Genomic DNA, 25714 nt, shown 5'->3' with positions numbered 1-25714 from the left:
CCGCGACCGTCGAGCATCACCCCGGAAGTTGAGGCTCCCCCGATGTGTCGCGAACCTGTTCGAAGATCGTCATCGCAATCAGCGCAAGCGGCATGGCCAGAATTGCCCCGACCGCGCCCCACATCCATGTCCAGAAGATGATCGCGATGAAAATGAGGAACGGGTTCATCTCGAAGCGCCGCCCGAGGATTGCCGGCACGAGCAGGTTCTCCATTGTCAGGTGAACGACGGTGAAGGCGACCACCGGCGCCAGGGCGACGACTAGCGCATCATGGATCATCAAGCCGCCGACCAGCAGGGAGAGTGTTATCAAGGTTGCGCCGAGATATGGAATATAGCTCGAGACGAAGGCGAAAAGCCCCCAGAGCGGGGCCATAGGCAGGCCGCCGACCAGGGCAATCACCATCGTAAACGCACCCAGCGCCGCGTAGATCAGGCTCGTTGTCGCGAAATATTGTGTGAGGGCCTCCTCGGTCGCATTGATGATTCGGATTGTATTCAGACGCCCCTCGCGGCTCGGGACGGCCAGAATGAACGTGCTGCGCAGATGGATGCGGCCAAGCAGGAACAGCGCGAGGGCCGCAAGAAATACCAGCGTTTGGATCAGGGCGGGTGTGAGGCTGGCGGCGACCGTGCCGAGAAACGGGCCCGCATTCTCCACGGCGGCACTGGCGAGCGCCTCCTCGCTGGCACCCTGGGCGAGCGCGAGCCGCAGCCAACCGAACCGGTTTAAGAACGGCAGGATGCGCTCGATGATGTTTTCCGCCAGTCGCGGGGCTTCGCTCGCAACCTCCGTAACGGCCACGAGAAGGGCGTTCACCAGGAAAAACAATCCGACGACGAAGCAGAGTGCCAGAAGCAAGCCTCCGAGAAGCGGCGGCAAGCCGAAGCGCGTCAATCCATCCGCCGCCTGGCCGAGCACAATGCCGACGATAATCGCAAAGACGATCGGCACCAGAACCGCCGCCAGCGCGTAAAGGGCGGAAGCACAGGCGATGACGAACAGGCCGACAATGCTGCAGGCGACCAGAAGGTCGAAGCCCTCACGCCCGGGTGCAAGCGCCGCCGGAGCCGCGGCCGGAGCCATCTCGTTGGCGACCTCATTCCGGGTTTCGCGCTGGCGTCCGTCTTCCGCCACTCCGTCCCTTGCCGTGTCAATCGGTACCTTCTTCAACGAAGTCTCTCCGACAGAACCGAATGCGCACCTGCCCTCTTGCCGGACGCGCCACTACTTCAGGCTGTCCCTCAGGAATTGCGGAGCATCACGATAAGCAGCCCAACCCAGATACGGATGCCTCAGGGATCACTGCCTACACGGCTCGCCCATCGGCCCGCTTCCGCCACATGCGGAGTCGCTGAGAAACGCATCAATGGAAAAATCGTTCCTGTTCAGGCAATCGGCCACTACATCTCTCCTTCAAATCGACATCAAAGGGCGAAGACATGCAGTCACAAACAGCGAGACGCCGCCGATTTGCCATGTCGGCGGCGCCCCCGGAATGATGAGTTCAATGGCGACAGATCTACAGCATTAGAGAGCCGCCGTGACAATCACCTCGACTAGATATTCGGGCGTCGCAAGCTTTGCCTCGCCGGTGGCGCGGGCGGGCGTGTGGCCCTGCGGGACCCATGCATCCCAGACGGAGTTCATCTTGGCGAAGTCGGCCATGTCGGCGAGCCAGACCGTTGCCGAGAGGATGCGCGTCTTGTCCGTGCCGGCAAGCGCGAGCAGGCGATCGACTTCGGCGAGTGCCTGCTTCGTCTGGGTGGCGACATCGTCGCCTGCGTTGCCGACCTGGCCGGCCAGGTAAACCGTATGGTTGTAGACTACAGCCTGGCTCATCCGCGGGCCGGTTTCGAAGCGCTTGATTTCCATAATCCTCAATCCTGATGTTGGGCCGGGAGTTTGCCGGCCGGAAATGTCTGCCGCCGCGGGGCCTGTGTCCGCTACAGCCCCATTGCGCCAATCGGACGCAGAAAAGTTGCAGTAGCAGCTTCAATCGCTGCACGTCTTTTTCATCAACCCGATTCGGCGAGACATGCAGTCGCGGCGGCGAAGCTCTACATGATCGGGAGGAGAACTCCAAGAAGACGTCCTGCCCGCCGGTCGAAATGAAGAGTGGCTCAGGCAGCGTTCTTGCGCGCAAGCCGCGCCTTGATGCTGGCAACGTCAGCACGCGGCGTGGCCGCAAACAATGTCTTGGTGTAGCTGTGCTGTGGGTCGGAAAACACTGCATCGCGGCTGCCATATTCCACCGCCTCGCCGAGATACATCACCATCACATCGTCGGCGATGTAGCGCACCACCGACAGGTCATGGCTAATGAAGACGTAAGTGAGCTTGAATTCATCCTGCAGGTCGGCAAGCAGGTTCAGGACCTGCGCCTGGACCGAGAGATCAAGCGCCGACACCGGTTCGTCCAGAACCAGAAGCTTCGGGTTGAGCATGAGAGCGCGGGCGATCGCGATGCGCTGCCGCTGCCCGCCGGAGAACATGTGCGGATAGCGATTGTAGTGCTTCTCCTCCAGCCCCACCTTCTTCAACATCGCCATCGCCCGGCCGCGGCGCTCGGCGGCCGGCACTTTGGTGTTGATGATCAGCGGCTCGGTCAGGATGTCGCCGATCTTCTGGCGCGGGTTCAGGGAACCATAGGGGTTCTGAAAGACGATCTGCACCTTGCGGCGCAGCTCCGGCGTCAGCCCCTCCCGGGTGATGTCAACCTTCTGGCCGTCGATCAGCAACTCACCGGCCGTCGCCGGATCGATCAGCGTGAGGATGCGTCCGAGCGTCGACTTGCCGCAGCCGCTTTCGCCGACGATCGCAAGCGTCCTGCCTTCATCAAGCGTGAAGCTGACGCCCTTCAGCGCGTGAACCGTTCGCGCCTTACGGAAAAGGCTGCCGGGCACATGATAGTCGCGCACCAGGTTTCGAGCTTCGAGAACATGGGTCATCGAGCGGCTCCCCCGAGAAACTGCTGGTCATTGAAAAGCTCCGAGACCGTCGGCAGCCGGTCTCCCGTCGCGTTTTCCGGCAGGGCGGCAAGCAGCGCACGCGTGTAATTGCTCTTCGGCGATTCGAACAGCGACAGCACGTCGGCCTCTTCGATCTTGCGGCCCTTGTATTGAACGACGACGCGATCCGCCGTCTCGGCCACGACACCCATATTATGGGTGATCATGATTAGACCCATGCCGTACTCCGCCTGCAGCTTCATCAAAAGGTCGAGGATCTGCCTCTGGATCGTCACGTCCAGCGCCGTCGTCGGCTCGTCAGCGATCAGGAGCTTCGGATTGCAGGCAAGGGCAATGGCGATCATCACCCGCTGGCACTGGCCGCCCGACATCTGGTGCGGGAAATGACCGAGGCGCTCGGTCGGATCGGGGATGCCGACCGCCTCGAACAGTTCCACGGCCCGCTTGCGCCGCGCCACCCTGTCGAGGCGCATGTGGATGCGCAGCACCTCTTCGATCTGGAATCCGACCGTGAAGCATGGGTTGAGACTCGCGATCGGCTCCTGGAAGATCATCGCGATTTCCTTGCCGACGATCTTGCGGCGATCGGCCGGTGCCATCGTCAGCAGATCCCTTCCGTTGAAGGTGAGCTTGTCCGCTGTCACCCTGGCGGTCCAGGGCAGAAGTCCCATCGCGGCGAGCATGGAGACGGACTTGCCTGACCCGGATTCTCCGACGATCGCCAGGACCTCGCGCTCGTGCACCTTGAGCGACACGCCGTCGACCGCCCGGAACGGGCCGGAAGCCGTCTGGAATTCGACGACGAGATTTTCGATTTCAAGAAGCGCCATGTCAGGACCTCTTCAGCTTCGGGTCGAGGGCATCACGCAGGCCATCGCCCATCAGATTGATTGCGAGCACGGTCAGCAGGATCGCAAGGCCGGGGAACGTGACGATCCACCAGCTGCTCAAAATGAACTCCCGCGCTTCGGCCAGCATCGTGCCCCATTCCGGCGTCGGCGGCTGCGCCCCCATGCCCAGGAAGCCGAGCGCCGCAGCATCGAGGATGGCACTGGAAAAGGACAGCGTTGCCTGGACGATGAGCGGTGCCATGCAATTCGGCAGGATGGTCTTGAACATCAGCCGGGGGTGCCGCGCTCCGGCGACCTTCGCCGCGACCACATAATCGCGGGTCTTCTCCGCCATGACGGCGGCCCGCGTCAGGCGGACGAAGTGGGGCTGGTAGACGAGGGCGATCGCGATCATCGCATTGGTGAGCCCCGGCCCCAGCACCGCCACCAGAACGAGCGCGAGCAGCAGCGAAGGGAAGGCCAGGATGATGTCCATGATCCGCATGATGACGGTATCGATCCAACCACGGAAGTAGCCGGCGACGACACCGACGAGGATGCCGCCGGTCAGGGACAGCGTGGTCACGATGATGCCGACGAACAGCGAGAAGCGGGTGCCATATATGAGGCGCGAGAGCATGTCGCGACCGACGGCATCGGTGCCGAGCAGGAACTGGACCTGGCCGCCTTCCTCCCAGGAGGGCGGCAGCCGGACGGCCTGGCGGAACTGGACCGTCGGGTCATGGGGTGCGACCAGCGGCGCGAATATCGCAAGCAACACCAGAAAGAGGAAGAAGACCAGGCCGATGACGGCGCCGCGATTTTCTGAAAAATAGAACCAGAATTCGGTGAGCCTCGCCCGGCGGGACGGATCGGTCGATATGGGACTTGCAGCAGTGACTTCGGTCATATCCCCTCCTCAATGCCGGATACGGGGGTTGAGCAGACCGTACATCAGGTCCACGGCGAGGTTCACCAGCATGATGAGGCCGGCGATAATCAAGAGACCGCCCTGAATGACGGCATAGTCGCGCCGGAATACGGAATCGACCATCCATTTGCCGATGCCCGGCCAGGAGAAGATCGTTTCCGTCAGGATCGCGCCCGCCAGCATGACGCCGACCTGAAGGCCGATGGTGGTAACGACCGGGATCATGGCGTTGCGCAGCGCGTGGATACCGACGACGCGGAAGGTGGAGAGCCCCTTGGCGCGGGCGGTGCGGACGTAGTCCTCCGACAGCACTTCCAGCATCGCCGAGCGGGTTTGGCGCGCGATGACGGCAAGCGGAATGGTGCCGAGTACGATCGTCGGCAGAATGAGGTGATTGAAGGCGGACTGGAACGCGCCCTCCTGCCCGGACAACAAGGAGTCGATCAGCATGAAGCCGGTAACCGACGGGAAGAAGAACATGAGCGAGATACGGCCGGAGACCGGAGTCCACTGCAATATGCCGGAAACAACGATGATCAGCAGCAGACCCCACCAGAAGATGGGCATCGAGAAGCCGACGAGCGCGGTACCCATGATGAGCTGGTCGATGATCGAGCCGCGCTTGATCGCCGCGATCACGCCCGCCGGGATGCCGAGAACGACGGCAAAGATGATCGCGCATAGCGACAGTTCGACGGTCGCGGGGAAGAGTTCGAAGAACTGGTCGATCACCGGCTTCTTGGTGACGATCGACACACCGAAATCGCCACGCACAACGCCCCAAAGATAATCGAGATACTGCACGACAATCGGGCGGTCGAAGCCGAGTTGATGGGATATTTCGGCATGCCGCTCCGGCGACATTACCCGCTCTCCCGAAAGCAGGGCCACGGGATCGCCGGGAAGGAGGCGAATGAAGGAGAAGGCGATGATGGAGACCCCGATGAAAGTCGGAATCAAGACCGCCAGGCGCCCCAGGAAGAATCGGATCATAGTCAAACCTCATGCCATGGTGCGCGGCCTCGCTTACGCGGCGCCACCAGGCAAAAAGGAAGAGGGGCGCTCGCCCAGCGGCAAACGCCCCCTTCGGGTCGGTTGTTAAGATTACTCTACAATATCAACGCCGTCGAAAGCAAAGTCGCCCAGCGGGCTCTGTACGAAGCCTTCGACATTCTTGCGCATCGGCACGATCGACAGCGAATGGTCGAGCGTTGCCCAGGGCGCTTCGCGCTTGAAGACGACCTGCGCCTCTTCGTAGAGCTTGGTGCGCTCTTCGACGCTGGAGGCTTCCTTCGCCTTCGTCACCAGATCGTCGAATTCCTGGTTGCACCACTGCGCGCGGTTGTTGCCGCCGACCGCATCGCATCCAAGCAGCGTGTCGAGGAAGTTGTCCGGATCACCATTGTCACCGGTCCAACCGAGAATCACGGCACCGTCTCGATCCTTCGCCTTCGATCGTTCGAGATATTCGGCCCATTCGTAGCTTACGATTTCGACGTCCACGCCGATCTTTGCAAAGTCGGCCTGGATCAGTTCGGCGGCGCGACGTGCGTTCAACATGTAGGGCCGCGCGACCGGCATCGCCCAGACCTTCATCGAGAGGTCGGTGACGCCGGCATCCTCCAGCATCTTCTTGGCGACTTCCGGCTCGTAAGTATCGTCCTCGATGTTGTCGTTATAGGACCACATCGTCGGCGGGATCGGATTCGTCGCCGGCGTCGCCTGTCCCTGGAAGACGGCATCGACGATCGCCTGCTTGTTGATAGCCTTGTTTAGCGCCTTGCGGACCTCGACCTTGTCGAAGGGGGCCTGGGTCGTGTTGTAGGCGAGATATGCGACATTGAGGCCGGCCTGCTCCATGACCTTCAGCTCCGGATCGGCCTTCATGGATTCGACATCCGCCGCATTCGGGTAGGGCATCAGGTGGCACTCGCCTGCCTTCAGCTTCTGGTAGCGGACAGCCGCGTCGGTGGTGATCGAGAAGACCAGATCATCGATCTTCTGCTTGCCGGCCCAGTAGTCCGGATGGGCCTTGTAACGGATGACCGCATCCTGCTGATAGCCGACGAAAGCAAACGGGCCGGTGCCCAGCGGCATCTGATTGAGCTGGTTCATCTTGCCGTCGGCTTCAAGCTTGTCGGCATATTCCTTCGACATGATTGACGCGAAGGGCATGGCAAGATTGGCGAGGAATGGCGCTTCCCTGCGCTTCAGCTTGATCTTGACGGTCATATCGTCGACCTTCTCGAGCGACTCGATCAGATCGGGCATTCCCATGCCGGAAAAGTATTCCCAGGAGGCGCCGGACACATAGCCGTGCCACGGGTGGTCGGATTTCCACTGGCGCTCGAGCGAGAAGATCACATCGTCGGCATTCAGGTCACGGGTCGGCGTGAAGAATTCGGTCGTCTGGAATTTCACGCCGGGGCGGAGCTTGAAGGTGTATTCGAGGCCGTCATCGGAAATCGTCCAGCTTTCGGCAAGGCCGGCTTCGGTCTCCGTGGTACCCTTCTTGAACTCCAACAGGCGGTTGTAAACGGTGTGCGCCGAAGCGTCGAACGTCGTACCGGCCGTATAGAGGCCGGGGTCAAAACCCTCCGGCGAGCCTTCCGAGCAGTAGACGAACGTTTTCGACCAGGCGGAACCGGCCATCAGCGTGGCAAGCGCCGTCGCTGCGAAGAGAGTCGTGAGCTTTTTCATGAGCTTGCTTCCCAGTTTTGCTTTTTTGTTCTCGTATTTTCGACCCGGCAAGAAATTTTCCATCCGGTCAAGAACGGATGGAACGACATTTAGCGTCGCAATGCAATAAGTCGCTTCAGAAATTTGTCTAGGCGAAAAATTCTTCCACAAATAGAGACTTCCGGCAACATACGATTTCTAAATGCGGCAGCGCGCATGGGCTGCCTTCACGGCATTCCAGACCTTTAATGCGAAGCAGCTGAGGGGATTCAGTTCACACGCGCAAGCGCACCGCTGCGGCGCGATCTTCGTCGCGCGGGTGGAGCAATGTCGGAAACCACTATTGCAGACTCAAAGCCTGCTCTGGCGCATCCCGAAAGACGCACGGGCGCTGTGACTCTTCGAGTCGGCGCATCATGCTTTCCGAGAATCGGATCCGATTTTCCGCCGATGCGCTAGCAAGGGCGGCAGCGACAGCCACCCTCGCTTCGTTCGAAACTGTCGGAAAAGCTTACGCCGCAGAGGTCTGCGGGCGCGCCGTCTCCTCGATGCCGAGGAGGAAGTGGATCTGCGGCCGGGCCTTGACCAGGTCGTCGATCGTATAGCCCTCAAGCACTTCGAAGAAGGCGTTCAGCGCCTTGCGCAAAGCGGTGTTGAGGCCGCAGCTGTCGACGAGCGGACATTCGATTTCGCCGGCCTCGAAGCATTCCGCCATCGCAAAGCTGTCCTCGGTGACCTTGATGACGTCGAAGAGGCTGATCTCCGACGCCGGCCTCGGCAGCCTTACGCCGCCATTGCGCCCGCGCACGGTTTCAACCAGCCCCGCCTTCGTCAGCGGCTGCAGGATCTTGAACAGGAACAGCTCGGAAACGCCGTAGGCCTTGGCAATCTCGGGAATGCGGCTGAGCTTCTCGCCGTTCGCAGCGCAGTACATCAACATGCGAACTGCGTAGTTTGTTTGCTTCGTCAGACGCATCGTTCACTCCGGAATCGAGAATTCGGTTCCCATCATATAGGACGGATCGCAGTTTGGAACAATTCCAAAAAAGAGAAAAAACATACTGATGCAGTCAACTTCACCCTTTCCCGGTTGACTGCCCGAACCGGCGCGGTATCAAAGATGATCGGTTTGGTTAAGTTTATAAGCTAGAAATGGAGAAACACCATGCACGTCTCTAAAGCGCTGATCGGCACCCTGTCGGTGGCGGCGACCTTCCTGGCCTTCTCGGCCACCGCCCGTGCCGAAGGCGAGGTCAACATCTATTCCTATCGCCAGCCTGACCTCATCCAGCCGCTCCTGGACGCGTTCACGAAGGAAACCGGCATCACGACCAATGTCCTCTTCCTCGACAAGGGGCTCGTCGAGCGCATCCAGGCGGAGGGCGCGAACTCGCCGGCGGATGTCATCCTCACCGTCGACATCAGCCGCCTGACCGAAGCCGAGGAAGGGGGCGTGACTCAGCCGCTAGCCAACGAGACGATCAACAAGGACATCCCGGAGCATTTCCGCGATCCGGACGGCAGCTGGTTCGGCCTCACGACCCGCGGCCGCGTCGTCTACGCCTCGAAGGAGCGCGTGGCGCAGGACGACATCACCTATGAGGAACTGGCAGACCCGAAATGGAAGGGAAAGATCTGCACCCGTGACGGACAGCATTCCTACAATATCGGCCTCTTCGCCTCCATGGTCGCGCATCACGGCGAGGCCGAGGCGGAAAAATGGCTGACGGGCCTCAAGAACAATCTGGCCCGGAAACCGGACGGCAACGACCGCAGCCAGGCCAAGTCCATCTTTGCAGGCGAGTGCGACCTGTCGCTGGGCAACAGCTACTACGTCGGTCTGATGATAACCAATGACAAGCAGCCCGAGCAGAAGGAATGGGCATCCGCCATCAAGGTCCTGTTCCCGAATGCACAGGACCGCGGAACACACGTGAACATCTCCGGCATGGCGCTCGCCAAGAACGCCCCGAACAAGGACAATGCAATCAAGCTGATGGAATTCCTCTCTTCGGGCGAAGCGCAGAAGATCTATGCCGAACAGGTCTTCGAATATCCGGTCAAGCCGGGCGTGGAGCCGTCCGAAGTGGTCAAGTCCTTTGGATCGATCAAGCCGGATACGCTGCCGCTCGCCGAGATCGCTGCCAACCGGAAGAAGGCATCGGAACTCGTCGACAAGGTGGGCTACAACGACGGCCCGCAAGACTGAGTTACATTCTACAGGCCAAGGACATCAGCAGCGGGCGAAAGCCCGCTGCTTGCCTTCGAAGGAACGGCACCTCTGCGATTGACCGATCGCTTCGAAGCGAGGATTCTCTTCAAAGCTGAGAGACAACGGCGCCGGAGGGAAAGTTGGACAAGACGCATGATACGAGCCAGCTCGAGATGGTCGTGCTGATGACGCCCGACATGGCGAACTTCAGCGGCAAGGTCCATGGCGGGGCACTCCTCAACCTGCTCGACCGGGTCGCGTTTTCCTGCGCTTCGCGCTACTCGAAACAATATGCGGTTACCCTTTCGGTCGATCAGGTCGTCTTCCGCCAGCCGATCCATGTCGGCGAGCTGGTGCACTTTCGCGCATCCATCAACTATGCCGGCCGGACATCGATGGAGGTCGGCATCCGGGTTGAGGCGGAGAATATCCGCACCGGCGAGAGACGGCATACGAATTCCTGCTATTTCACCATGGTTGCCGTCGATGCCGACGGGCGGCCGACGAGCGTGCCGCCCTACGCCCCCGAGCCGGGCATAAGGGAGCGCCGCCACCGCGCTGCCGAGGTCAGGCGGGAGCTGCGCCGGGAATTCGAGGAGCGTTTCCGGGCGGCGGGTACCGAGGGCGGTGGCGGCGAAGGGTAGATCCCGTCAGTCTCTCCGCTCCGCGGCGACCAAATCCAGGATGGCCTTGCGCCGCTCCGGCGTGCCGGGATGGGTGGAGAAGATGCTCGTGTCGGAGCTGTCGTGAAGCTTCGTCTCCAGCAATTCAAAAAAGCGGGCGATCGCGGTCGGGTCGAAGCCTGCCCTCATCATCAGCGCGACGGAATGCCGATCCGCCTCCGCCTCGGCCGCGCGCGAGTAGGAGAGCGCAAGCAGGCCGCTCCCCTGCACCAGAACGTCCTCCGCGCCGGAGCCTATGTCGCCGGCAAACAGCATGATGAGGCCGGCAATGCCCGCGGCACGATAGATCTGCCGGAGGCTGTGCTCATGCTCGACATGGCCGATCTCATGCGCCAGCACGCCGACGATCATCTCCGTGTCGCCGCCTGCAAGCTCCACCAGTTCGTCAGTGAGGATCAGCGTGCCGTCGGGCAGCGCAAAGGCATTGGGGCCAACGGGGCCACCTTCGCGGAAGTTGAGCGTGTAGGCCGCCTCGCCGCCCTGGGAATGCGCCGCAATGCGCCGGAACCCCTCGAGAATTTGGCTGCGTATCGTCTCATCGAGCTTCGACGGGCCAAGGACCGTCCGATCCATGGTCTCAAGCGTGCTTGCCGACATGATCTGCGGCACGATCGGGGGCGTGACGGCGACGGCCAGTTCCACGAGCGCAGGCAGCGCGACGCGGTAGACCAGCACACCGAGCAGGATGGTCGCGGCGACGAAGGCGATCAGCCGCGGATGGAACTGCTCCAGCCAATGGACAATCCCCTGCCGGCCTCGGCCCTTCCGGGCGAGAAACCGGTCGACCGCATCGTTTTCGCCCGTCTCGAAGAGGGACCCGTCGGGAAAGGTGATGCGCCGCGGAATGCGACCGACGCGCGCGGAAATCTCGACCAATGACAAGCTGCCGCCCGCAAGCTCGGCGCGCGCGTCGTCGCGGACGACGAGGCGCCCGCCATCTTCGACCAGGCGGCAGGGAACGGAGCGGCTCGATCCCGCCGGATGCCACTCGCCCTGAGCAATCGACGCCGCTTCAGAAGCCAAAGTCGAAGCCTTCCATATCCATGAACTCGGCGCCGACCGCCGAACCTTCTTGGGCAATCGCCGAGAAAATCTCGCCGACACTCGCTTCGAAGCGGACACCCGTGTGCTCGTTGATGTAGCGCGCCATGCGAACGGCTGCCCAGGGCCGCATGAGACCGAGGGTAACGAGCGTGACGGCGAAATTCGAGACCGCGATCCAAGCATAGCGCGGACGCGAGAGGTCGCTCAAGAGCCGGTGCTTGCCGTCGAAGGTGGTGGCAGACCACGCGACGTTGCGCACGCCGGCTCGATAGACGAGCGCCGCCGTGCCGAAGATCGCCAGAATGAGGACATAGGCGAGCGCTGCCAGCAGGCCAAGCGAGACTTGCATTTCCGGCGGAAGCAGATCGGGGTTCTCGACCGCAGTCATGACGATCGCCAGATTGAGGAAGGCGATGAAACCGACGATCAGCAACCCCAGCACGATCACCGCTGCGGAGATGCCCCAGGTCCTGTAGATTGCGCCGACGGAGGGATTTGTCGAAAAACTCTTGCCCCCGTAGCGTAGATTGCTGCCGATGTAACGGTGGGTCCAGCGGCTGGCGAGCGGCGCCAGAATACCAAGGGTGATCGCCGCCAAAACCGGCCCGACGATAAAGGCGAGGAACGCGCCGCCGGCGCGGCCGACGAAATCGAACCGGACATTGCGGTAGCTCGTCACCCGTGCGCTGAAGCGCAGGCCCCGCGTGAGGAGCCAGGGCACCAGGAACAGCAGAGCCACGCCGAGAACGATTCCAACAAAGGGCACGAAGGTCAGCATTACATTATAGAGGACCAGATAGGCAAAGACGATCAAGCGGCCGATCAGGATCTGGCCGCCTCTGGCATGATACTCGAAGCCACGTCCGAGCAGCACCGTATTGCCATAGAAATAGCGGTTGCGGCGGACCTTGGCCCAAGCCGAGTAGATGCCAAGGGTGATGATCGTCAGCAGGATATTGACGATCCAGATCCCGAAATATTCACCGGCGCTGCCGGTGAAGGAAAGACGTTGAACGTTCCCCTCGGCCGCGCGCCCGAAACTGCCCTGCCCGACGCTCTGCGCCGGCAACGGTTCAACCAACACCATGACGTACCCCCTCATCTAACCCGGGTCTCAGCGAGCACCCGCCCCCCCGGCCGAGCAACAGCGACCAGGCGCGAACCGGCACATGATCGCCCGGTTTGCCCGACGTTAGTTGTATAATCGCGCGCAATGCAACAAAAAAGAGCCTCCCGAAGGAGGCTCAGCAGAGGGAGGAGATTTTATCGGTTACCGCATGGTCGGCATCGAGAACTCGGCGCCGTCCTTGATGCCCGAAGGCCAACGCGAGGTGATGGTCTTCGTGCGGGTCCAGAACTTGATGGAGTCCGGGCCGTGCTGGTTGAGATCGCCGAAGGACGAGGATTTCCAGCCGCCGAAGGAGTGGTAAGCGAGCGGCACCGGGATCGGAACGTTGACCCCGACCATGCCGATGTTGATGCGCGAGGCGAAGTCGCGGGCCGCGTCACCATCGCGGGTGTAGATCGCGACACCATTGCCATATTCGTGCTTCATCGGCAGAGACAGCGCTTCCTCGTAGTTCTTGGCGCGTACGACCGAGAGAACGGGGCCGAAGATCTCCGTCTTGTAGATGTCCATGTCCGGCGTGACATGGTCGAACAGGCAGCCGCCGATGAAATGGCCGTTCTCATAGCCTTGCAGCTTGAAGTCGCGGCCGTCGACGACGAGCTCCGCACCCTGCTCGATACCGCTCTCGATCAGGCTCCGGATGCGCGCATCTGCCTCCTTGGTGACGACCGGGCCCATATCGGCCTTTTCATCCGTATAGGGGCCGATCCGCAGGCTTTCGACCATCGGCACCAGCTTGTCGATGAGGCGGTTCGCGGTCTCCTCACCGACGGGGACGGCAACCGAGATCGCCATGCAGCGCTCGCCGGCGGAACCGTAGCCGGCGCCGATCAGCGCATTGGCGGCCTGGTCGAGATCGGCATCGGGCATGATGATCATGTGGTTCTTGGCGCCGCCGAAGCACTGCGCGCGCTTACCGTTCATCGCGGCGGTACCGTAGACATAGCGGGCAATCGGCGTCGAGCCGACGAAGGAGACGGCGCCGATATCCGGATGCGTCAGAATCGCATCGACCGCGCCCTTGTCGCCATTGACGACGTTGAGCACACCCGCCGGCAGGCCGGCTTCGATCATCAGTTCGGCGAGGCGGATCGGCACAGACGGATCACGCTCGGAGGGCTTCAGGATGAAGGCATTGCCGCAGGCGATCGCCGGGGCGAACATCCACATCGGGATCATCGCCGGAAAGTTGAACGGGGTGATGCCGGCGCCGATACCGACCGGCTGGCGGATCGAATACATGTCGATGCCGGGACCCGCACCTTCGGTGAATTCGCTCTTCTGCAGATGCGGGATGCCGATGATGAATTCGCAGACCTCGAGGCCGCGCACGACATCGCCCTTCGCGTCCTCGATGGTCTTGCCGTGCTCGCGGGAGAGCAGCTCGGCCAGCTCGTTCATATGCTCGTTCAGGAGCTGGACGAACTTGATGAAGACGCGCGCGCGACGCTGCGGGTTGGTGGCCGCCCACTTCGGCTGCGCCGCCTTGGCGCTTTCCACGGCTGCAGCAAGCTCCGCATCGCTCGCGAGCGCCACGGCGCCCTGAACTTCGCCCGTTGCCGGATTGAAGATGTTGCTTACGCGGCCGCTTGTACCGGCGACGCGCTTGCCGTCGATGAAATGTCCGATTTCGTACATGGGGCTTCCTCCTGGTCTTGATCTGTAGCGCATGATGGCACTACGATTTCAACAATTCAATTTCCGAATTTCAGGAACCGTTGTGCAAAAATTAAAGCGCATGGAGCGACAGCATGGACTGGGACGATGTCAGAGTGTTTCTTGCGGTGGCGCGGACGGGTCAGATCCTCGCCGCTTCGAAGCGCCTCGGCATCAATCATGCCACTCTCAGCCGGCGCGTCACCGCACTTGAAGAAGCGCTGAAGACGCGCCTTCTCGTGCGGCGCCCGAGTGGCTGCGAACTAACCGCCGAGGGCGAGGTTTTCCTCGCCGCCGCCGAGCGCATGGAAACCGAAATGCTCGCGGCGCAATCGCAGATCGGGCGGATCGACACGGCGATCGCGGGGACCGTGCGCATCGGCGCACCGGACGGTTTCGGCGTTTCCTTCCTGGCGCCGCGACTGGGGCGCCTGACCGCGCGCTATCCGGAACTCAAGCTGCAGCTCGTGCCGGTTCCGCGCTCCTTCTCGCTGTCGCAGCGCGAGGCCGACATCGCCATCACCATCGAGCGGCCGGAACAGGGGCGTCTCGTTTCGTCCAAGCTCACCGATTATACACTGGGTCTCTATGCGTCGGCGGATTATCTAGGCCGATACGGCACGCCCAAGACGATCGACGATCTCAAGAACCACCGCCGCATCGGCTATGTTGAGGATCTGATTTTCACGCCCTCGCTCAATTTCTCAGCCGAGATCATGCGTAGCTGGGACGCCTCCTTCGAAATCTCCAGCGCCACTGGCCAGACGGAGGCCGTCCGTTCCAGCGCCGGCATCGGCATCCTGCACAATTACATTGCCCGGCAGTATCCCGAACTCGTCCGTCTTCTGCCCGGGACGACGATCTGCCGCGCCTATTGGACGACTTATCACGAGAGCGCGCGCGAACTGGTGCGCGTGCGCACGGTCGTCTCGTTCCTGCAGGAACTGGTGACGGCAGAACACCAGATATTCGCGTAAAAAATGAAGAGAAAATGGTACGGTTGGGTGGTCTCGAACCACCGACCTCAGGTGCCACAAACCTGCGCTCTAACCAACTGAGCTACAACCGCACTCGGGCAGCGACCTCAAGTCGCTTGGCGGCTCACATACGGTCAGTCACACCGATTTGCAAGCCTTAAGTTCGGATTATCCAGCAAAAAGACCGGATGGCAAGCCACCCGGTCTCTGCAACTGGTACCGATCGCAACGGGAGTGACGATCAGACCCGCTTGAAGCTGGACATCGCCTTTTCGGCGGCTTCCTTGCTGGGCTTGGCAACATTCTCCGCAACCTTGCGGGTGGCTTCCTGCATCGTCTTGGCCTGCTCGACGGCGAGCTCGGCCTGCTTGCGGATGAAGCCCGTCTGAAGTTCGACGAGTTCCGGGATCGACCTCACGCCGAGCAGTGCTTCCATGTGCGAAAGCGAGTTTTCGGCGTTGGTGCGCAGCGCGTCGATGGCCTTGAGGCCGAGTTCGACAGAACCCGACTGAGCGTTTTCAAACGTTGCTTCGACGGTCTTCGTTGCCTCTTCAGCAGCAGTCTTCATCTTGGCATAGGCCTCTTTGGACTGGACGGCGCCCTTTTCGGCAAATTCACGGAAGTTCACGGCGAACTTCGACGGGTCGAAGGACATCGCAAAGGCGTCTTCGGTCTTTTTGGCGGTGGCCATGGCATTTCCTCCTTGGAGTGTGGGTGTTGAACATCTTATAACCCAATCAATTGTGCATTGCAACATTTTTTGTGCGACGCACAAGATGACGCGTATTAACCTTGCGCCGTGAAACTACCTGCGGATCAGGCGGCGCTGCTGGACCCTCGCGATGTGGCCGGATATTAATAGAGTGTTAACGTGCACGCGACCCCTTAATAGGCCTGCCAATGCCCGCGAGACAGTACCCCTTCATCGATATTGCCGTGCATGCACGGGTGCGGGAGCATTTTGCCCGCGGGGATGCGTCCGTCCTGTTCTCCAAGGATCTTGCGCGGGCGCTGTGGGCCAACGACCAGGGCGCCAAGCTGTTCGGCATGGCCTCCGTCTACGACTTCATCGACAGCGCGCTCGACTTATCCGATCTTTCGCTCCGCCAGTTGCACGCCGCCGCAGCACAGCTTTCCGCCGTCGGCGACCGCCGGCAGCTCCTCATCCGGATATCCTCAGGCTTCCGCAGGCTTCCGCTCAACGCGACAGTGGAACTGATCCGCATCCGGCCGGACGAAGAGGCCGTCCTCTTCACGACGCCGCACAACGGCAAAGCGCTCTCGACCGGCGAACGCGCCGCCGCGATGATCTCCGGCCTCGACGGCCCGGACACGCACATGGCCGTGCTCGACGACGAGGGGGACATCATTGCCCAGTCGCCCGGTTTCGAGCGATTGGGGCTGCCGGCGCCGGTCCGGCGAACACTCGTGACCGCGGTCGCGCGCGACAAGGACAGGCTGATCAAGCGTCCGGTCGCAACCGACAAGGGGCAATTGCCGGCCGCCATCGGCAAGATTTCCGACTATCCGGCTCTCCATCTCCTCTTCGCCGTGGAAGCCATTCTCGAGGAAGCGACCGCCGTAGCGGCTGAGAGCACGGCCCAGCCGGCGACGGAGCAAGCGGCCGCCGAGGCGCAACCGGCCTTGCCGGATCGCCCGGCTCAAGTGACGGAGGTGCCGGATTCGGACATGGAGCCTCCCGCCCCGGTGGCGCGTGAAACCAGCGACGACACCGGAGACGATCCCTTCGCCCAAGCGCCAGGAGAAGTGCTCCCAGAGGCTTTGGACGAAGCGAACCTGCAGGCGTCGAGCGAGCAAGTTCCAGCGCCGGAGAAGCCGGATGAGGCGGTAACGGACGAAAGCGAAGGCGCAGCGCCCGTGGCTGATTTCAACTTCAACCCGGGAGGGCGTGCCGTCCGCTTCGTCTGGAAGATCGACGCGGAAGGGCGGTTCAGCGAGATATCCGAGGAATTCGCCTCCGCCGTCGGGCCGAGCGCTGCCGACGTCGTCGGCCTGACCTTCGACGAGCTTGCCGCCCGCTACGACCTTGATCCCGACAACAAGATCAACGAGCTCCTGCATCGCCGCGACACCTGGTCGGGCAAGACGATCCTCTGGCCGGTCGAGGGGACGAATCTCAAGGTGCCCGTCGATCTCGCCGCCCTTCCCACCTATTCCCGGACACGTGAATTCGACGGTTTCCGCGGCTTCGGCATCGTACGGATAGCCGATGCGGTGCCGGATGAGAAGGCGAGCGGCCTTTCGCTCGGAGCGATGCCGCACCAGGAGAACATCCCCTCAGAGGGCGTTGACGAGCAACCGGAGCCACTCGCCGTTCCGGAGCCGGAGACCAAAACCGTGGCAGAGCCCACGATCGGCGCCGCGCCGGATGACGAACCCGAAACGAGCTCCAAACAGCAAGCGGCCGCGGCGGAGCACGGCTTTGCCGGCGAGCGGCCCGCGCTTCGCGTCGTCGATGCGCCGGAACGACCATCGTCGGACAAGATCATCGATCTCGACGTGCGCCGGCCGACGGGATCGGGGACCCTCACCCGCGGCGAACAGGCCGCCTTCCGTGAGATCGCGCGCCAGCTTGGCGCCCATTTCGGCGCGCCGCCGGCAGCCGAACCCGCGGGCGCAGACGAAACGCGGCCGCCGGCGGAAGCGCCACCCGCTGAAGAGGCGCCACCCGCCCCGCTCTCAATCGAAAGCAGGCTGGAGACCGCCGACCAAGAGCCTCCCGCGCCAGCCGGCGACGAAGCCGGTCCGGCGCGCACGGGCGTTGCCATGAGCAGCGAGATCCTCGACAGCCTGCCTGTCGCGCTTCTGGTCCACCACGGCGACGATCTGCTGCACGCCAATCCGGAATTCCTGCGGCTCACCGGCTATGCGGATCTCGAGGCCTTCGCACACGAGGGGGGTCTTGCGGCGCTCTTTGCCACTGGCGAAGAGGCCCGGGCGTCCGATCCGGACGGCACGATGACGCTCGTCCGCGAAAGCGGAGAATTCACACCTGTCAACGCCCATCTGCATTCGATCCGCTGGGAAGGACGAAGCGCGCTCATGCTCGCCGTCAGTCCGACACCAACGCGTCCAGACGGGAGCGAACCGCAGGACGGCGACAGGTTCGCGGAAACGGAAGCAGAGCTGCGGACCGAAATCGACGAGCTTCGCTCCATCCTGGAGACCGCCACCGATGGTGTCGTGATCTTGGGCCAGGATGGTGACATCCGCACGATGAACGGTTCGGCGAGCGCGCTCTTCAACTATGACGAGGATGCGATGCGCGGCAAACCCTTTGCCGCTCTTTTCGCCCATGAAAGCCAGAAGGCGGTGATCGACTATCTTCAGGGCCTTTCCGGCCACGGCGTCGCGAGCGTTCTCAATGATGGCCGCGAGGTGATCGGGCGCGAAGCCGGCGGCGGCTTCATCCCGCTATTCATGACGATCGGCCGCCTCTCCTCCTCCAACGGCTATTGCGCCGTCATCCGCGACATCACCCAATGGAAACGCACCGAGGATGAATTGCGCAGTGCCAAGCGGGCGGCGGAGACGGCGAACGCCCACAAGACGGAGTTCCTGGCACGAGTCAGCCACGAGATCCGCACGCCGCTCAACGCCATCATCGGCTTTTCCGACATGATGGCGAGCGAGCATTTCGGCCCGATCGGTCATCCGCGCTACATCGAATACGCCGGCGATATCGGCCGCTCGGGACGCCATGTGCTCGACATCGTCAACGACCTCCTCGATATCTCGAAGATCGAAGCGGGCGAAATGGAGCTCGATTTCAGCGCCGTGGACCTCAACGAGGCGGTGTCCGAGGCGGTTTCGCTGGTTCAACCGCAGGCAAACAGCCAGCGCGTGATCATCCGCACCTCACTCTCGGCTTCCGTACCGGAGGTCGTCGCCGATGGCCGGTCGATCAAACAGATCGCGCTTAACATACTGGCGAACGCCATCCGCTTCACCCCATCCGGCGGACAGATCGTCGTGTCGACCTCCTACGAAGCCAACGGCAGCGTCATCCTGCGGATCCGCGACACCGGCAGCGGCATGACGCGGAACGAGCTTGACCAGGCGATGAAGCCGTTCAGGCAGGTGACGACAGGCGGGCGCAAGCGCGGCGACGGCACGGGTCTCGGCCTGCCGCTGACCAAGGCGATGGCCGAGGCCAACCGCGCCCATTTCTCAATCAATTCCGCCCCGAACGAGGGTACGCTGGTCGAAATTTCCTTCCCGTCGCAACGCGTCCTGGCGAACTGAGAAGCCTTCTATGGGTGGTTGCGCCGCGCGTCTTTTTAGACGCTCATAGGCGGCGTGCAAACTCTTTGAATTGCGCATCGCGTTTTCGAAAATCGGTTCCGATTTTCGGATCGATGCGCTAATGCTGTAGGAAAATCTTGACCCGCAGGAACTAGTTTCCGGCGCCTGCGGGCAATATCGCCTCGGAATGGATCGATTGCACCTCATCGCCAAACGCCTCAGACGACGGCATCTCAGATCGGCCACTGGCCTTACCCATCGGATGCTCGCCACCTGGGCGGGGCTCGCCTCCGCGATCGTGCTGATGCCGATCCTCGCTATCGCATGGCTTGCCGTATCCGGCGGCAATGCGGATTGGCCGCACCTGGTCGAGAATGTCGTCCCGCGTGCCGTCATGCGAACGCTCCTGCTTGTCGCGCTGACCGGCGCCTTCACGGCGATCACCGGCATCCTGACGGCGTGGCTGGTGGCAACCTGCGAATTCCCGATGCGCCGCATGCTCTCCGCCGCACTCGTGCTGCCGCTCGCAATACCGGCCTATCTCGCGGCTTACGCCTTCGGTGAATTCCTGACCTTCACCGGTCCGGTGCAGGGGTTGGTGCGGGCGATCTTCGGGTTCCAGACGAGCCGGGACTACTGGTTCCCTGACGTTCGCTCGCTCGGCGGCGCCGTGCTGGTGATGAGTTCGGTCCTTTATCCCTATATCTATCTCGCCTGCCGCTCCATGTTCCTGATGCAGGGTCGCGCGGCTGCGGATGTCGCGCGCACGCTCGGCGCGGGCCCCGTGAGGGTCTTCCTGCGCGTGCAGGTTCCCATGGCCCGGCCGGCGATCATGATCGGCCTCACCCTGGTCGCCATGGAAACGCTGAACGACATCGGCGCGGTCGAATTCCTCGGCGTACAGACCCTCACCTTCTCCATATATGACACCTGGCTCAATCGCGGCAGCCTCGCCGGCGCGGCGCAGATCGCCTGCATCATGCTCGTCTTCGTCATCGGGCTGATGATGATCGAGCGCGCGGCGCGGCGTAGGCAGCGCTTCTCGAGTCACAAGACGACGGCAGCCGTTCACGACGTGGTGCGGGTCAAGCTTTCCGGCTGGAAGAAATGGGCGGCGACGCTCGCCTGTCTTCTTCCCGTGCTCTCGGGCTTCGCGGTTCCCTTCCTCGTCCTCGGCAACTTTGCCCTGAAGCGTCTAGACCAGTTCCTCGCGCCACGGCTCCTGGACGCCTTCCTGCACAGCGTCCTCGTTTCCGGCCTGACGGCGCTCGCGACGGTGCTTCTCGGTTTCGTGCTCGCCTACGCCGCCCGCACCGGGCGCTCGCCCATCACGGACGTCGCGGGCCGCCTTGCCTCCTTCGGCTATGGGGTACCGGGAACGGTGCTTGCCATCGGCGTACTCTTCCCGCTCGCCGCAGTCGACAACGCCATCGATGCCCGGATGCGCGAGCTTTTCGGCTTTTCCACCGGCCTCATCATGAGCGGAACCGGCTTCGCGATCATCTATGCCTGCACCGTCCGCTTTCTCACCATGGCCGAGGGCACACTCGAGGCCGGCTTCCACAAGCTCTCGCCACATCTCGACATGGCCTCCCGCGCGCTCGGCCGGACGGGCGCTCAGACGCTTCGCACCGTGCTTTTGCCTATGATGCGCCCGGCGGTGCTGACCTCCGCCCTTCTCGTTTTCATCGAAACGATGAAGGAGCTCTCGGCCACCATCATGCTCCGCCCTTTCAACTTCAACACGCTCGCCACGCTCGTCTACGAAGACGCTTCGCGTGCAAGAGTGGAAGACGCCTCCGTCGCGGCGATGATCATCGTCCTTGCCGGCATGATCCCCGTCGTTCTCGTTTCACGGTCGCTGGAAAATCGATCGTAGGAAGGCGCCTGCCTGCTACAGAAAAAAAGAGGCAGCTCGGAGCTGCCCCTCAAATCTATGCCAACCAACAAATGCTCGAGAACTCGCGACTTCATGTCGACGACAGCATCTCTGCTGCGGTACCGGCCCTTGAACGGGCGGCCTCAAGTTAACGAGACCTTGCGCTGCCAGAGCTTAACAGGACCTTACTTCCCGACCCGACAATTTTAGGGATTGTCCTGCAACTCAGCGGTGTTGGTTAATATCGCAAGCGCGAAAGAGTTAACGGGCAACCGTCACGTTTCGGCGCGCATGCCGTATCGGAATAGATCACCATTGTTCCGACCCGACGCAACCGACGAAGGGCGGTCAATATTATTCAACTTACAGTAGATATCGCCTCGTTCCCGCCCGAGAACCGCCCACTCGCCTCGCGACCCAAGCGGGAGCGGGATGCGTCCGCGCGGGCACGCACCGGCCGCTTTCCGTCATTCCCTGTTTCTGCGAAGGCAAGGACCTCGTTAATGCGAACACTAGCTCTTCAAAGCGTCCAGTCCCGCGAAGAGATCGAGGGCCTCCGGGTTCGCCAGCGCCTCCTTGTTCTTGACGGGACGGCCATGCACCACATCGCGGACCGCGAGTTCGACGATCTTGCCGGATTTGGTGCGCGGAATATCGGCGACCGCAATGACCTTGGCCGGCACGTGGCGCGGCGAAGCGCCCGTGCGGATGCGGTTCTTGATCGCCTGCGTCAGTTCATCGGTCAGTTCGACGCCCGGCGTCAGGCGAACGAAAAGGATGACACGAACGTCGTCCTGCCAGTCCTGACCAATGCAGAGCGCCTCGGCGACTTCCGGCATCAGTTCTACCTGGTTATAGATCTCCGCCGTGCCGATGCGCACGCCGCCCGGGTTGAGCGTCGCGTCTGATCGACCGTGGATGATGATGCCGCCATGCGGCGTCCATTCGGCAAAATCGCCGTGACACCAGACATTGTCGAAGCGCTCGAAATAGGCCGCCCGGTACTTGGCGCCGTCCGGATCGTTCCAGAACTTCACGGGCATCGAGGGGAACGCCTTGGTGCAGACGAGCTCGCCCTTTTCTCCGCGCACCGGCTCGCCATCGTCGTTCCAGACGTCGACGGCCAGACCGAGGCCGGGCCCCTGGATTTCGCCGCGCCAAACGGGCTTCAACGGGTTGCCAAGAACAAAGCAGGAGACGATGTCGGTGCCGCCGGAAATGGAGGCGAGCTGGACATCGGACTTGATGCCATTATAGACGAAGGAGAACCCCTCGGGCGACAGCGGCGAGCCGGTCGAGGTGATGAGGCGCAGGGCGGATAGATCATGGGTCGTCATCGGCGTGAAGCCGCCCTTGCGCACCGCATCGATGTATTTCGCCGAGGTACCGAAGACGGCGAAGCGCTCGTCGGCCGCATAGTCGAAGAGCACGTTGCCGTTCGGATGGAAAGGCGAACCATCATAAAGGCAGAGGGTCGCGCCGACTGCCAGGCCGGAAGCCAGCCAGTTCCACATCATCCAGCCGCACGTGGTGAAATAGAAAAGTCTCTCGCCCGGCTTCAGTCCGCAATGGAAGCGATGTTCCTTGAGGTGCTGGAGCAACGTTCCGCCGGCCGAATGCACGATGCACTTCGGCACGCCGGTAGTGCCGGAGGAGAAAAGAATGTAGAGCGGGTGGGCAAAGGGCAGTCGCTCGAAGGTGAGCGGTTTTGCCTCGACGCCGGCAATGAAATCCGCAAGCGCGATCCCGCCCTCGATCGATGAGGCCAGCGCGGCGCTGTCGCCCGCATAGGGAACGATCAGCGTCGGCACACCGAGGCTCTTTGCGACGGCCCGCACCTTGTCGTCGACGTCCTGGCGTTTGCCGTTGTACCAGTAGCCGTCGCAGGCGATGAACAGCTTCGGACCGATCTGACCGAAGCGGTCGAGCACGCCCTGCTCGCCGAAGTCGGGCGAACAGGACGACCAGATGGCGCCGACGGACGCCGTGGCGAGCATCAGCGCAATCGTCTCCGGCAGGTTCGGCATCATCGCCGCGACGCGGTCGCCGACCCCGATCCCTTGTGACTTGAACGCCTGCTGCAGCCGCGACACCAGACCTACCAGCTCGTCCCAGGACAGCCGGTAGCGGACCTTATCCTCGCCGCGGAAAATCAGGGCATCGTCATTGCCGCTGCCGCGCAGCAGGTTTTCGGCGAAGTTGAGTTTTGCGTCGGGGAAGAAGCGCGCCTCCAGCATCCGATCGCCATTGGCGAGCGCCGTCTCGCCGCGTTCGCCAATGACGCCGCAGTGTACCCATAAACCGGTCCAGAAATCACCGCGCTCAACCACGGACCACTCGTGAAAGGCGTCGTACTCGGAGAACGTCCGGCCGAAGCGCTGGCCGCACCAGGCTATAAACTCGGCCATCGGGCTTCGCTCGAGCGTCTCGGCATCCGGAACCCACAAAGGACGATCTGTCTGCATGTATTCCTCCACTCCCGTTTCTGCTTCTATATCATGCTGCAATGCAAGATAAACAGCATGCCCGGTCCCCAAGGCCGCGGCGACGACATTTTGCCGTCGGTCGCATTTGCTTTATGCAAACCATCGGCCTATCCAGACGGTCATGCAGGGCGACGGCAAACGGATCAATATGAAAAGACATATCCTGAAGGCATCGGGCGCCTTGAGACATCGGCTGCGCGGTCGTCACGTCGCCTGGTCGGCCGCGGCCGGAGTTGTTCTCGCCATAGGCTATAACGCGGCGATTCCCCTGCTCGTGTCGACCACGGACGTACGCGCGACGATGGAGCGGATGCTCGACGGCTGGTCGGGGGGCAAAAGCACGATCAGCGGGAAGCCGGAAATCCGGTTCTGGCCGGAGCCAGAGGTGACGCTGCCTTCCGTGAAGATCGTGTCAAGGGGCCCGGAGCCGCGCCCGCTTGCGCAAATCGATCGTATCACCGCGTCCTTCAGCCTGCTCTCGGCGCTCCGCGGCGAATCGGCGCTCGACGACATTACGCTGGTCGAGCCGACCATCACGATTGAACGCCGCGCCGACGGCACGATCAATTGGCAAAAGCCGCATTGGCTGACCGCCCCGGAGGCCGCGACGCAGGACGATGGCAGCCCCTTCGGCGACATCACCATCGAAAACGGGCGGCTCAGCATATCGGACGCGCTTTCCGGCGACAGCGGCATCGATCTTTCCGGAATCGCCGGAACGGTCAAATGGCCTTCTTATACCGAACGGCTGAGTGCGCAATTCTCGCTGGCGCTTGGCGGTCAGCAAGTCGCTTGGGCATTCGTCTGCGACCGTCCGCTCGCGCTTTTCGCCAGGCGAAGTACGCCCATCAAGACGTCTTTCACGTCGGTTCCCCTGACCCTGTCATTCGAGGGGATCGGCAATCTTTCCCTCACGCCGTTCGCCTCCGGCCACTTGCAGTTTTCCGCGTCCTCGCTTCCGACACTCGTGGCCTGGTATCGCGGATCGGCGGACATGGCGCTGCCGCCGGCTGGCGTCAGCATCGATGCCAAGGTGACGACCGGCGGAAAGACGCTCAAGCTCGACGAACTGCAACTGACGGTGGGTGGGGCGGCCGCCACAGGCGTCCTCGACGTCACGCTTCCAGGCGGCGGCTCGCCGCATATCGGCGGAACCCTTGCATTCGATCGCATCGACCTCAACGGCCTGCCGGCCTACATGCCCGCTCGACCGGTCCGGAGCGATCGGCTGTGGAAAATGGCGGAAAGCTATATCAATGGCTGGCGCACGGACCTTCGCATCTCCGCCCAGGACGTGCTCGCCGGACCGCTGCATTTGGAGGATCTGGCCACCGGTGTGATGATCGACGGCGGCCGGGCATTGCTTGACATAGGCGACAGCACCTATGCCGGCGGCAGACTGACCGGCCGCGCGCAGCTCTCCACGAAGAGCCTGGACAATGGCGGCCGGCTGCAGCTCACGCTCAAGGATGCCGACTTCGCCGCCGTGTTCGCCGACTTCGGCCTGAAAGGTCCAATGCCCGTGGGCAATGGGATCCTGAACCTCGATGTCGCTTCCGCCCGCCCCTTGTGGGAAACCACAACCGGAGACCTCTCGGGCCACCTCACTTATAGCCTCAGGAACGGCAGCCTTTCCGACTTCGACGTGCACGCCTTTACCGATCTGGTCCGAAAGGGCGACTTCTTCTCGTTGTCACAGGCGAGCGACGCGAGTTTCGACTTCCAGACGGCCGATCTCGAAGCGAGCTTCGCCGATCGCACAGCACGGCTCGACAGGGCACGCTTCGTCAGCCCATCCGGCACCATTTCCGTGACGGGCATCGTCCCCTATCGCAACGGCAGCCTGGCATTTGCCGGAGCTCTCGAAGACGCCAGCGCCTCCGACGGTCAGCCTCTGCGCTTTTTCGTCGGCGGGTCCTGGCCGAACGCCGTGGTCACGCCGCTTGCCGCCCTGGTCGGCCCGAATTGA

At 62.3% G+C, this 25714-nt stretch carries 19 protein-coding genes and 1 tRNA gene; 6 read left to right on the top strand and 14 right to left on the bottom strand.

The features are described from left to right. Positions 1-16: 16 nt before the first annotated feature. The 8 genes from SJ05684_RS01600 to rirA form a co-directional block, all read right to left on the bottom strand. On the bottom strand, positions 17-1159 hold the full coding sequence (locus SJ05684_RS01600) for an AI-2E family transporter (RefSeq protein ID WP_172901124.1): 1143 nt from the start codon (positions 1157-1159) through the stop codon (positions 17-19). 372 nt (positions 1160-1531) lie between these two features. After that, positions 1532-1876 (bottom strand): RidA family protein, encoded by a 345-nt coding sequence (locus SJ05684_RS01595; protein WP_034851939.1) that lies wholly within the window; start codon positions 1874-1876, stop codon positions 1532-1534. A gap of 248 nt (positions 1877-2124) precedes the next feature. Continuing rightward, positions 2125-2952, bottom strand: a complete 828-nt coding sequence (locus SJ05684_RS01590; protein ID WP_034851938.1) for a dipeptide ABC transporter ATP-binding protein — start codon at positions 2950-2952, stop codon at positions 2125-2127. Then, positions 2949-3803: an ABC transporter ATP-binding protein gene (locus tag SJ05684_RS01585; RefSeq protein ID WP_083846067.1), complete on the bottom strand. Its 855-nt coding sequence runs from the start codon at positions 3801-3803 to the stop codon at positions 2949-2951. The genes SJ05684_RS01590 and SJ05684_RS01585 overlap by 4 nt, the downstream gene beginning before the upstream one ends. A 1-nt stretch (position 3804) precedes the next feature. Further along, positions 3805-4713, bottom strand: a complete 909-nt coding sequence (locus SJ05684_RS01580; protein ID WP_034851937.1) for an ABC transporter permease subunit — start codon at positions 4711-4713, stop codon at positions 3805-3807. A gap of 9 nt (positions 4714-4722) precedes the next feature. Next, a complete protein-coding gene (locus SJ05684_RS01575; protein ID WP_034851936.1) occupies positions 4723-5727 on the bottom strand; it encodes an ABC transporter permease subunit in 1005 nt (334 codons plus the stop codon). A gap of 111 nt (positions 5728-5838) precedes the next feature. Then, entirely contained in the window at positions 5839-7434 is a 1596-nt protein-coding gene (locus SJ05684_RS01570) for an ABC transporter substrate-binding protein (protein WP_034852010.1), read from the bottom strand. A 490-nt stretch (positions 7435-7924) separates the two neighbouring features. Next, the gene (gene rirA / locus SJ05684_RS01565) at positions 7925-8389 is read right to left on the bottom strand and encodes an iron-responsive transcriptional regulator RirA (RefSeq protein ID WP_034851934.1); all 465 of its coding nucleotides are present in this window, start codon (positions 8387-8389) and stop codon (positions 7925-7927) included. Between the two features lie 189 nt (positions 8390-8578). On the opposite strand from rirA, the gene SJ05684_RS01560 reads away from it, so the two are divergent. Further along, entirely contained in the window at positions 8579-9622 is a 1044-nt protein-coding gene (locus tag SJ05684_RS01560; RefSeq protein ID WP_034851933.1) for a Fe(3+) ABC transporter substrate-binding protein, read from the top strand. A 176-nt stretch (positions 9623-9798) separates the two neighbouring features. Continuing rightward, positions 9799-10269 carry an acyl-CoA thioesterase gene (locus tag SJ05684_RS01555; RefSeq protein ID WP_034852008.1) on the top strand — a complete coding sequence of 157 codons (471 nt, stop codon included), beginning with the start codon at positions 9799-9801 and terminating at the stop codon, positions 10267-10269. A gap of 6 nt (positions 10270-10275) precedes the next feature. On the opposite strand, the gene SJ05684_RS01550 is transcribed toward SJ05684_RS01555, so the two are convergent. From SJ05684_RS01550 to SJ05684_RS01540, 3 genes are all read right to left on the bottom strand, one after another. Next, positions 10276-11331 carry a M48 family metallopeptidase gene (locus SJ05684_RS01550; RefSeq protein ID WP_034851932.1) on the bottom strand — a complete coding sequence of 352 codons (1056 nt, stop codon included), beginning with the start codon at positions 11329-11331 and terminating at the stop codon, positions 10276-10278. Next, positions 11321-12439: a YjgN family protein gene (locus tag SJ05684_RS01545; protein WP_034851930.1), complete on the bottom strand. Its 1119-nt coding sequence runs from the start codon at positions 12437-12439 to the stop codon at positions 11321-11323. The genes SJ05684_RS01550 and SJ05684_RS01545 overlap by 11 nt, the downstream gene beginning before the upstream one ends. A 183-nt stretch (positions 12440-12622) precedes the next feature. Beyond that, the gene (locus SJ05684_RS01540) at positions 12623-14119 is read right to left on the bottom strand and encodes a CoA-acylating methylmalonate-semialdehyde dehydrogenase (RefSeq protein WP_034851928.1); all 1497 of its coding nucleotides are present in this window, start codon (positions 14117-14119) and stop codon (positions 12623-12625) included. A 113-nt stretch (positions 14120-14232) separates the two neighbouring features. Here SJ05684_RS01540 and SJ05684_RS01535 point away from each other — a divergent pair, with 113 nt between their 5' ends. Next, the gene (locus SJ05684_RS01535) at positions 14233-15114 is read left to right on the top strand and encodes a LysR family transcriptional regulator (protein WP_034851926.1); all 882 of its coding nucleotides are present in this window, start codon (positions 14233-14235) and stop codon (positions 15112-15114) included. Between the two features lie 15 nt (positions 15115-15129). Here SJ05684_RS01535 and SJ05684_RS01530 read toward each other — a convergent pair. Then, a tRNA-His gene (locus SJ05684_RS01530) sits at positions 15130-15206 on the bottom strand. Between the two features lie 149 nt (positions 15207-15355). Further along, positions 15356-15805, bottom strand: coding sequence for a phasin (locus SJ05684_RS01525; protein WP_034851924.1), 450 nt, complete (start codon positions 15803-15805; stop codon positions 15356-15358). 209 nt (positions 15806-16014) lie between these two features. Between SJ05684_RS01525 and SJ05684_RS01520 the strand changes: the two genes are divergently transcribed. Both SJ05684_RS01520 and SJ05684_RS01515 read left to right on the top strand, forming a co-directional pair. Further along, entirely contained in the window at positions 16015-19380 is a 3366-nt protein-coding gene (locus tag SJ05684_RS01520; RefSeq protein ID WP_034851922.1) for an ATP-binding protein, read from the top strand. Positions 19381-19576: 196 nt separating this feature from the next. Continuing rightward, entirely contained in the window at positions 19577-21259 is a 1683-nt protein-coding gene (locus SJ05684_RS01515) for an ABC transporter permease (RefSeq protein WP_034852005.1), read from the top strand. Positions 21260-21771: 512 nt separating this feature from the next. On the opposite strand, the gene SJ05684_RS01510 is transcribed toward SJ05684_RS01515, so the two are convergent. Then, entirely contained in the window at positions 21772-23724 is a 1953-nt protein-coding gene (locus tag SJ05684_RS01510; protein ID WP_034851921.1) for an acetoacetate--CoA ligase, read from the bottom strand. A gap of 169 nt (positions 23725-23893) precedes the next feature. Between SJ05684_RS01510 and SJ05684_RS01505 the strand changes: the two genes are divergently transcribed. Further along, positions 23894-25714: an AsmA family protein gene (locus SJ05684_RS01505; protein WP_034852003.1), complete on the top strand. Its 1821-nt coding sequence runs from the start codon at positions 23894-23896 to the stop codon at positions 25712-25714.

The sequence above is a fragment of the Sinorhizobium sojae CCBAU 05684 genome, assembly GCF_002288525.1.
In the GTDB taxonomy this organism is placed as follows: Bacteria; Pseudomonadota; Alphaproteobacteria; order Rhizobiales; family Rhizobiaceae; genus Sinorhizobium; species Sinorhizobium sojae.
This window is presented reverse-complemented; position numbering and strand designations above follow the sequence as displayed.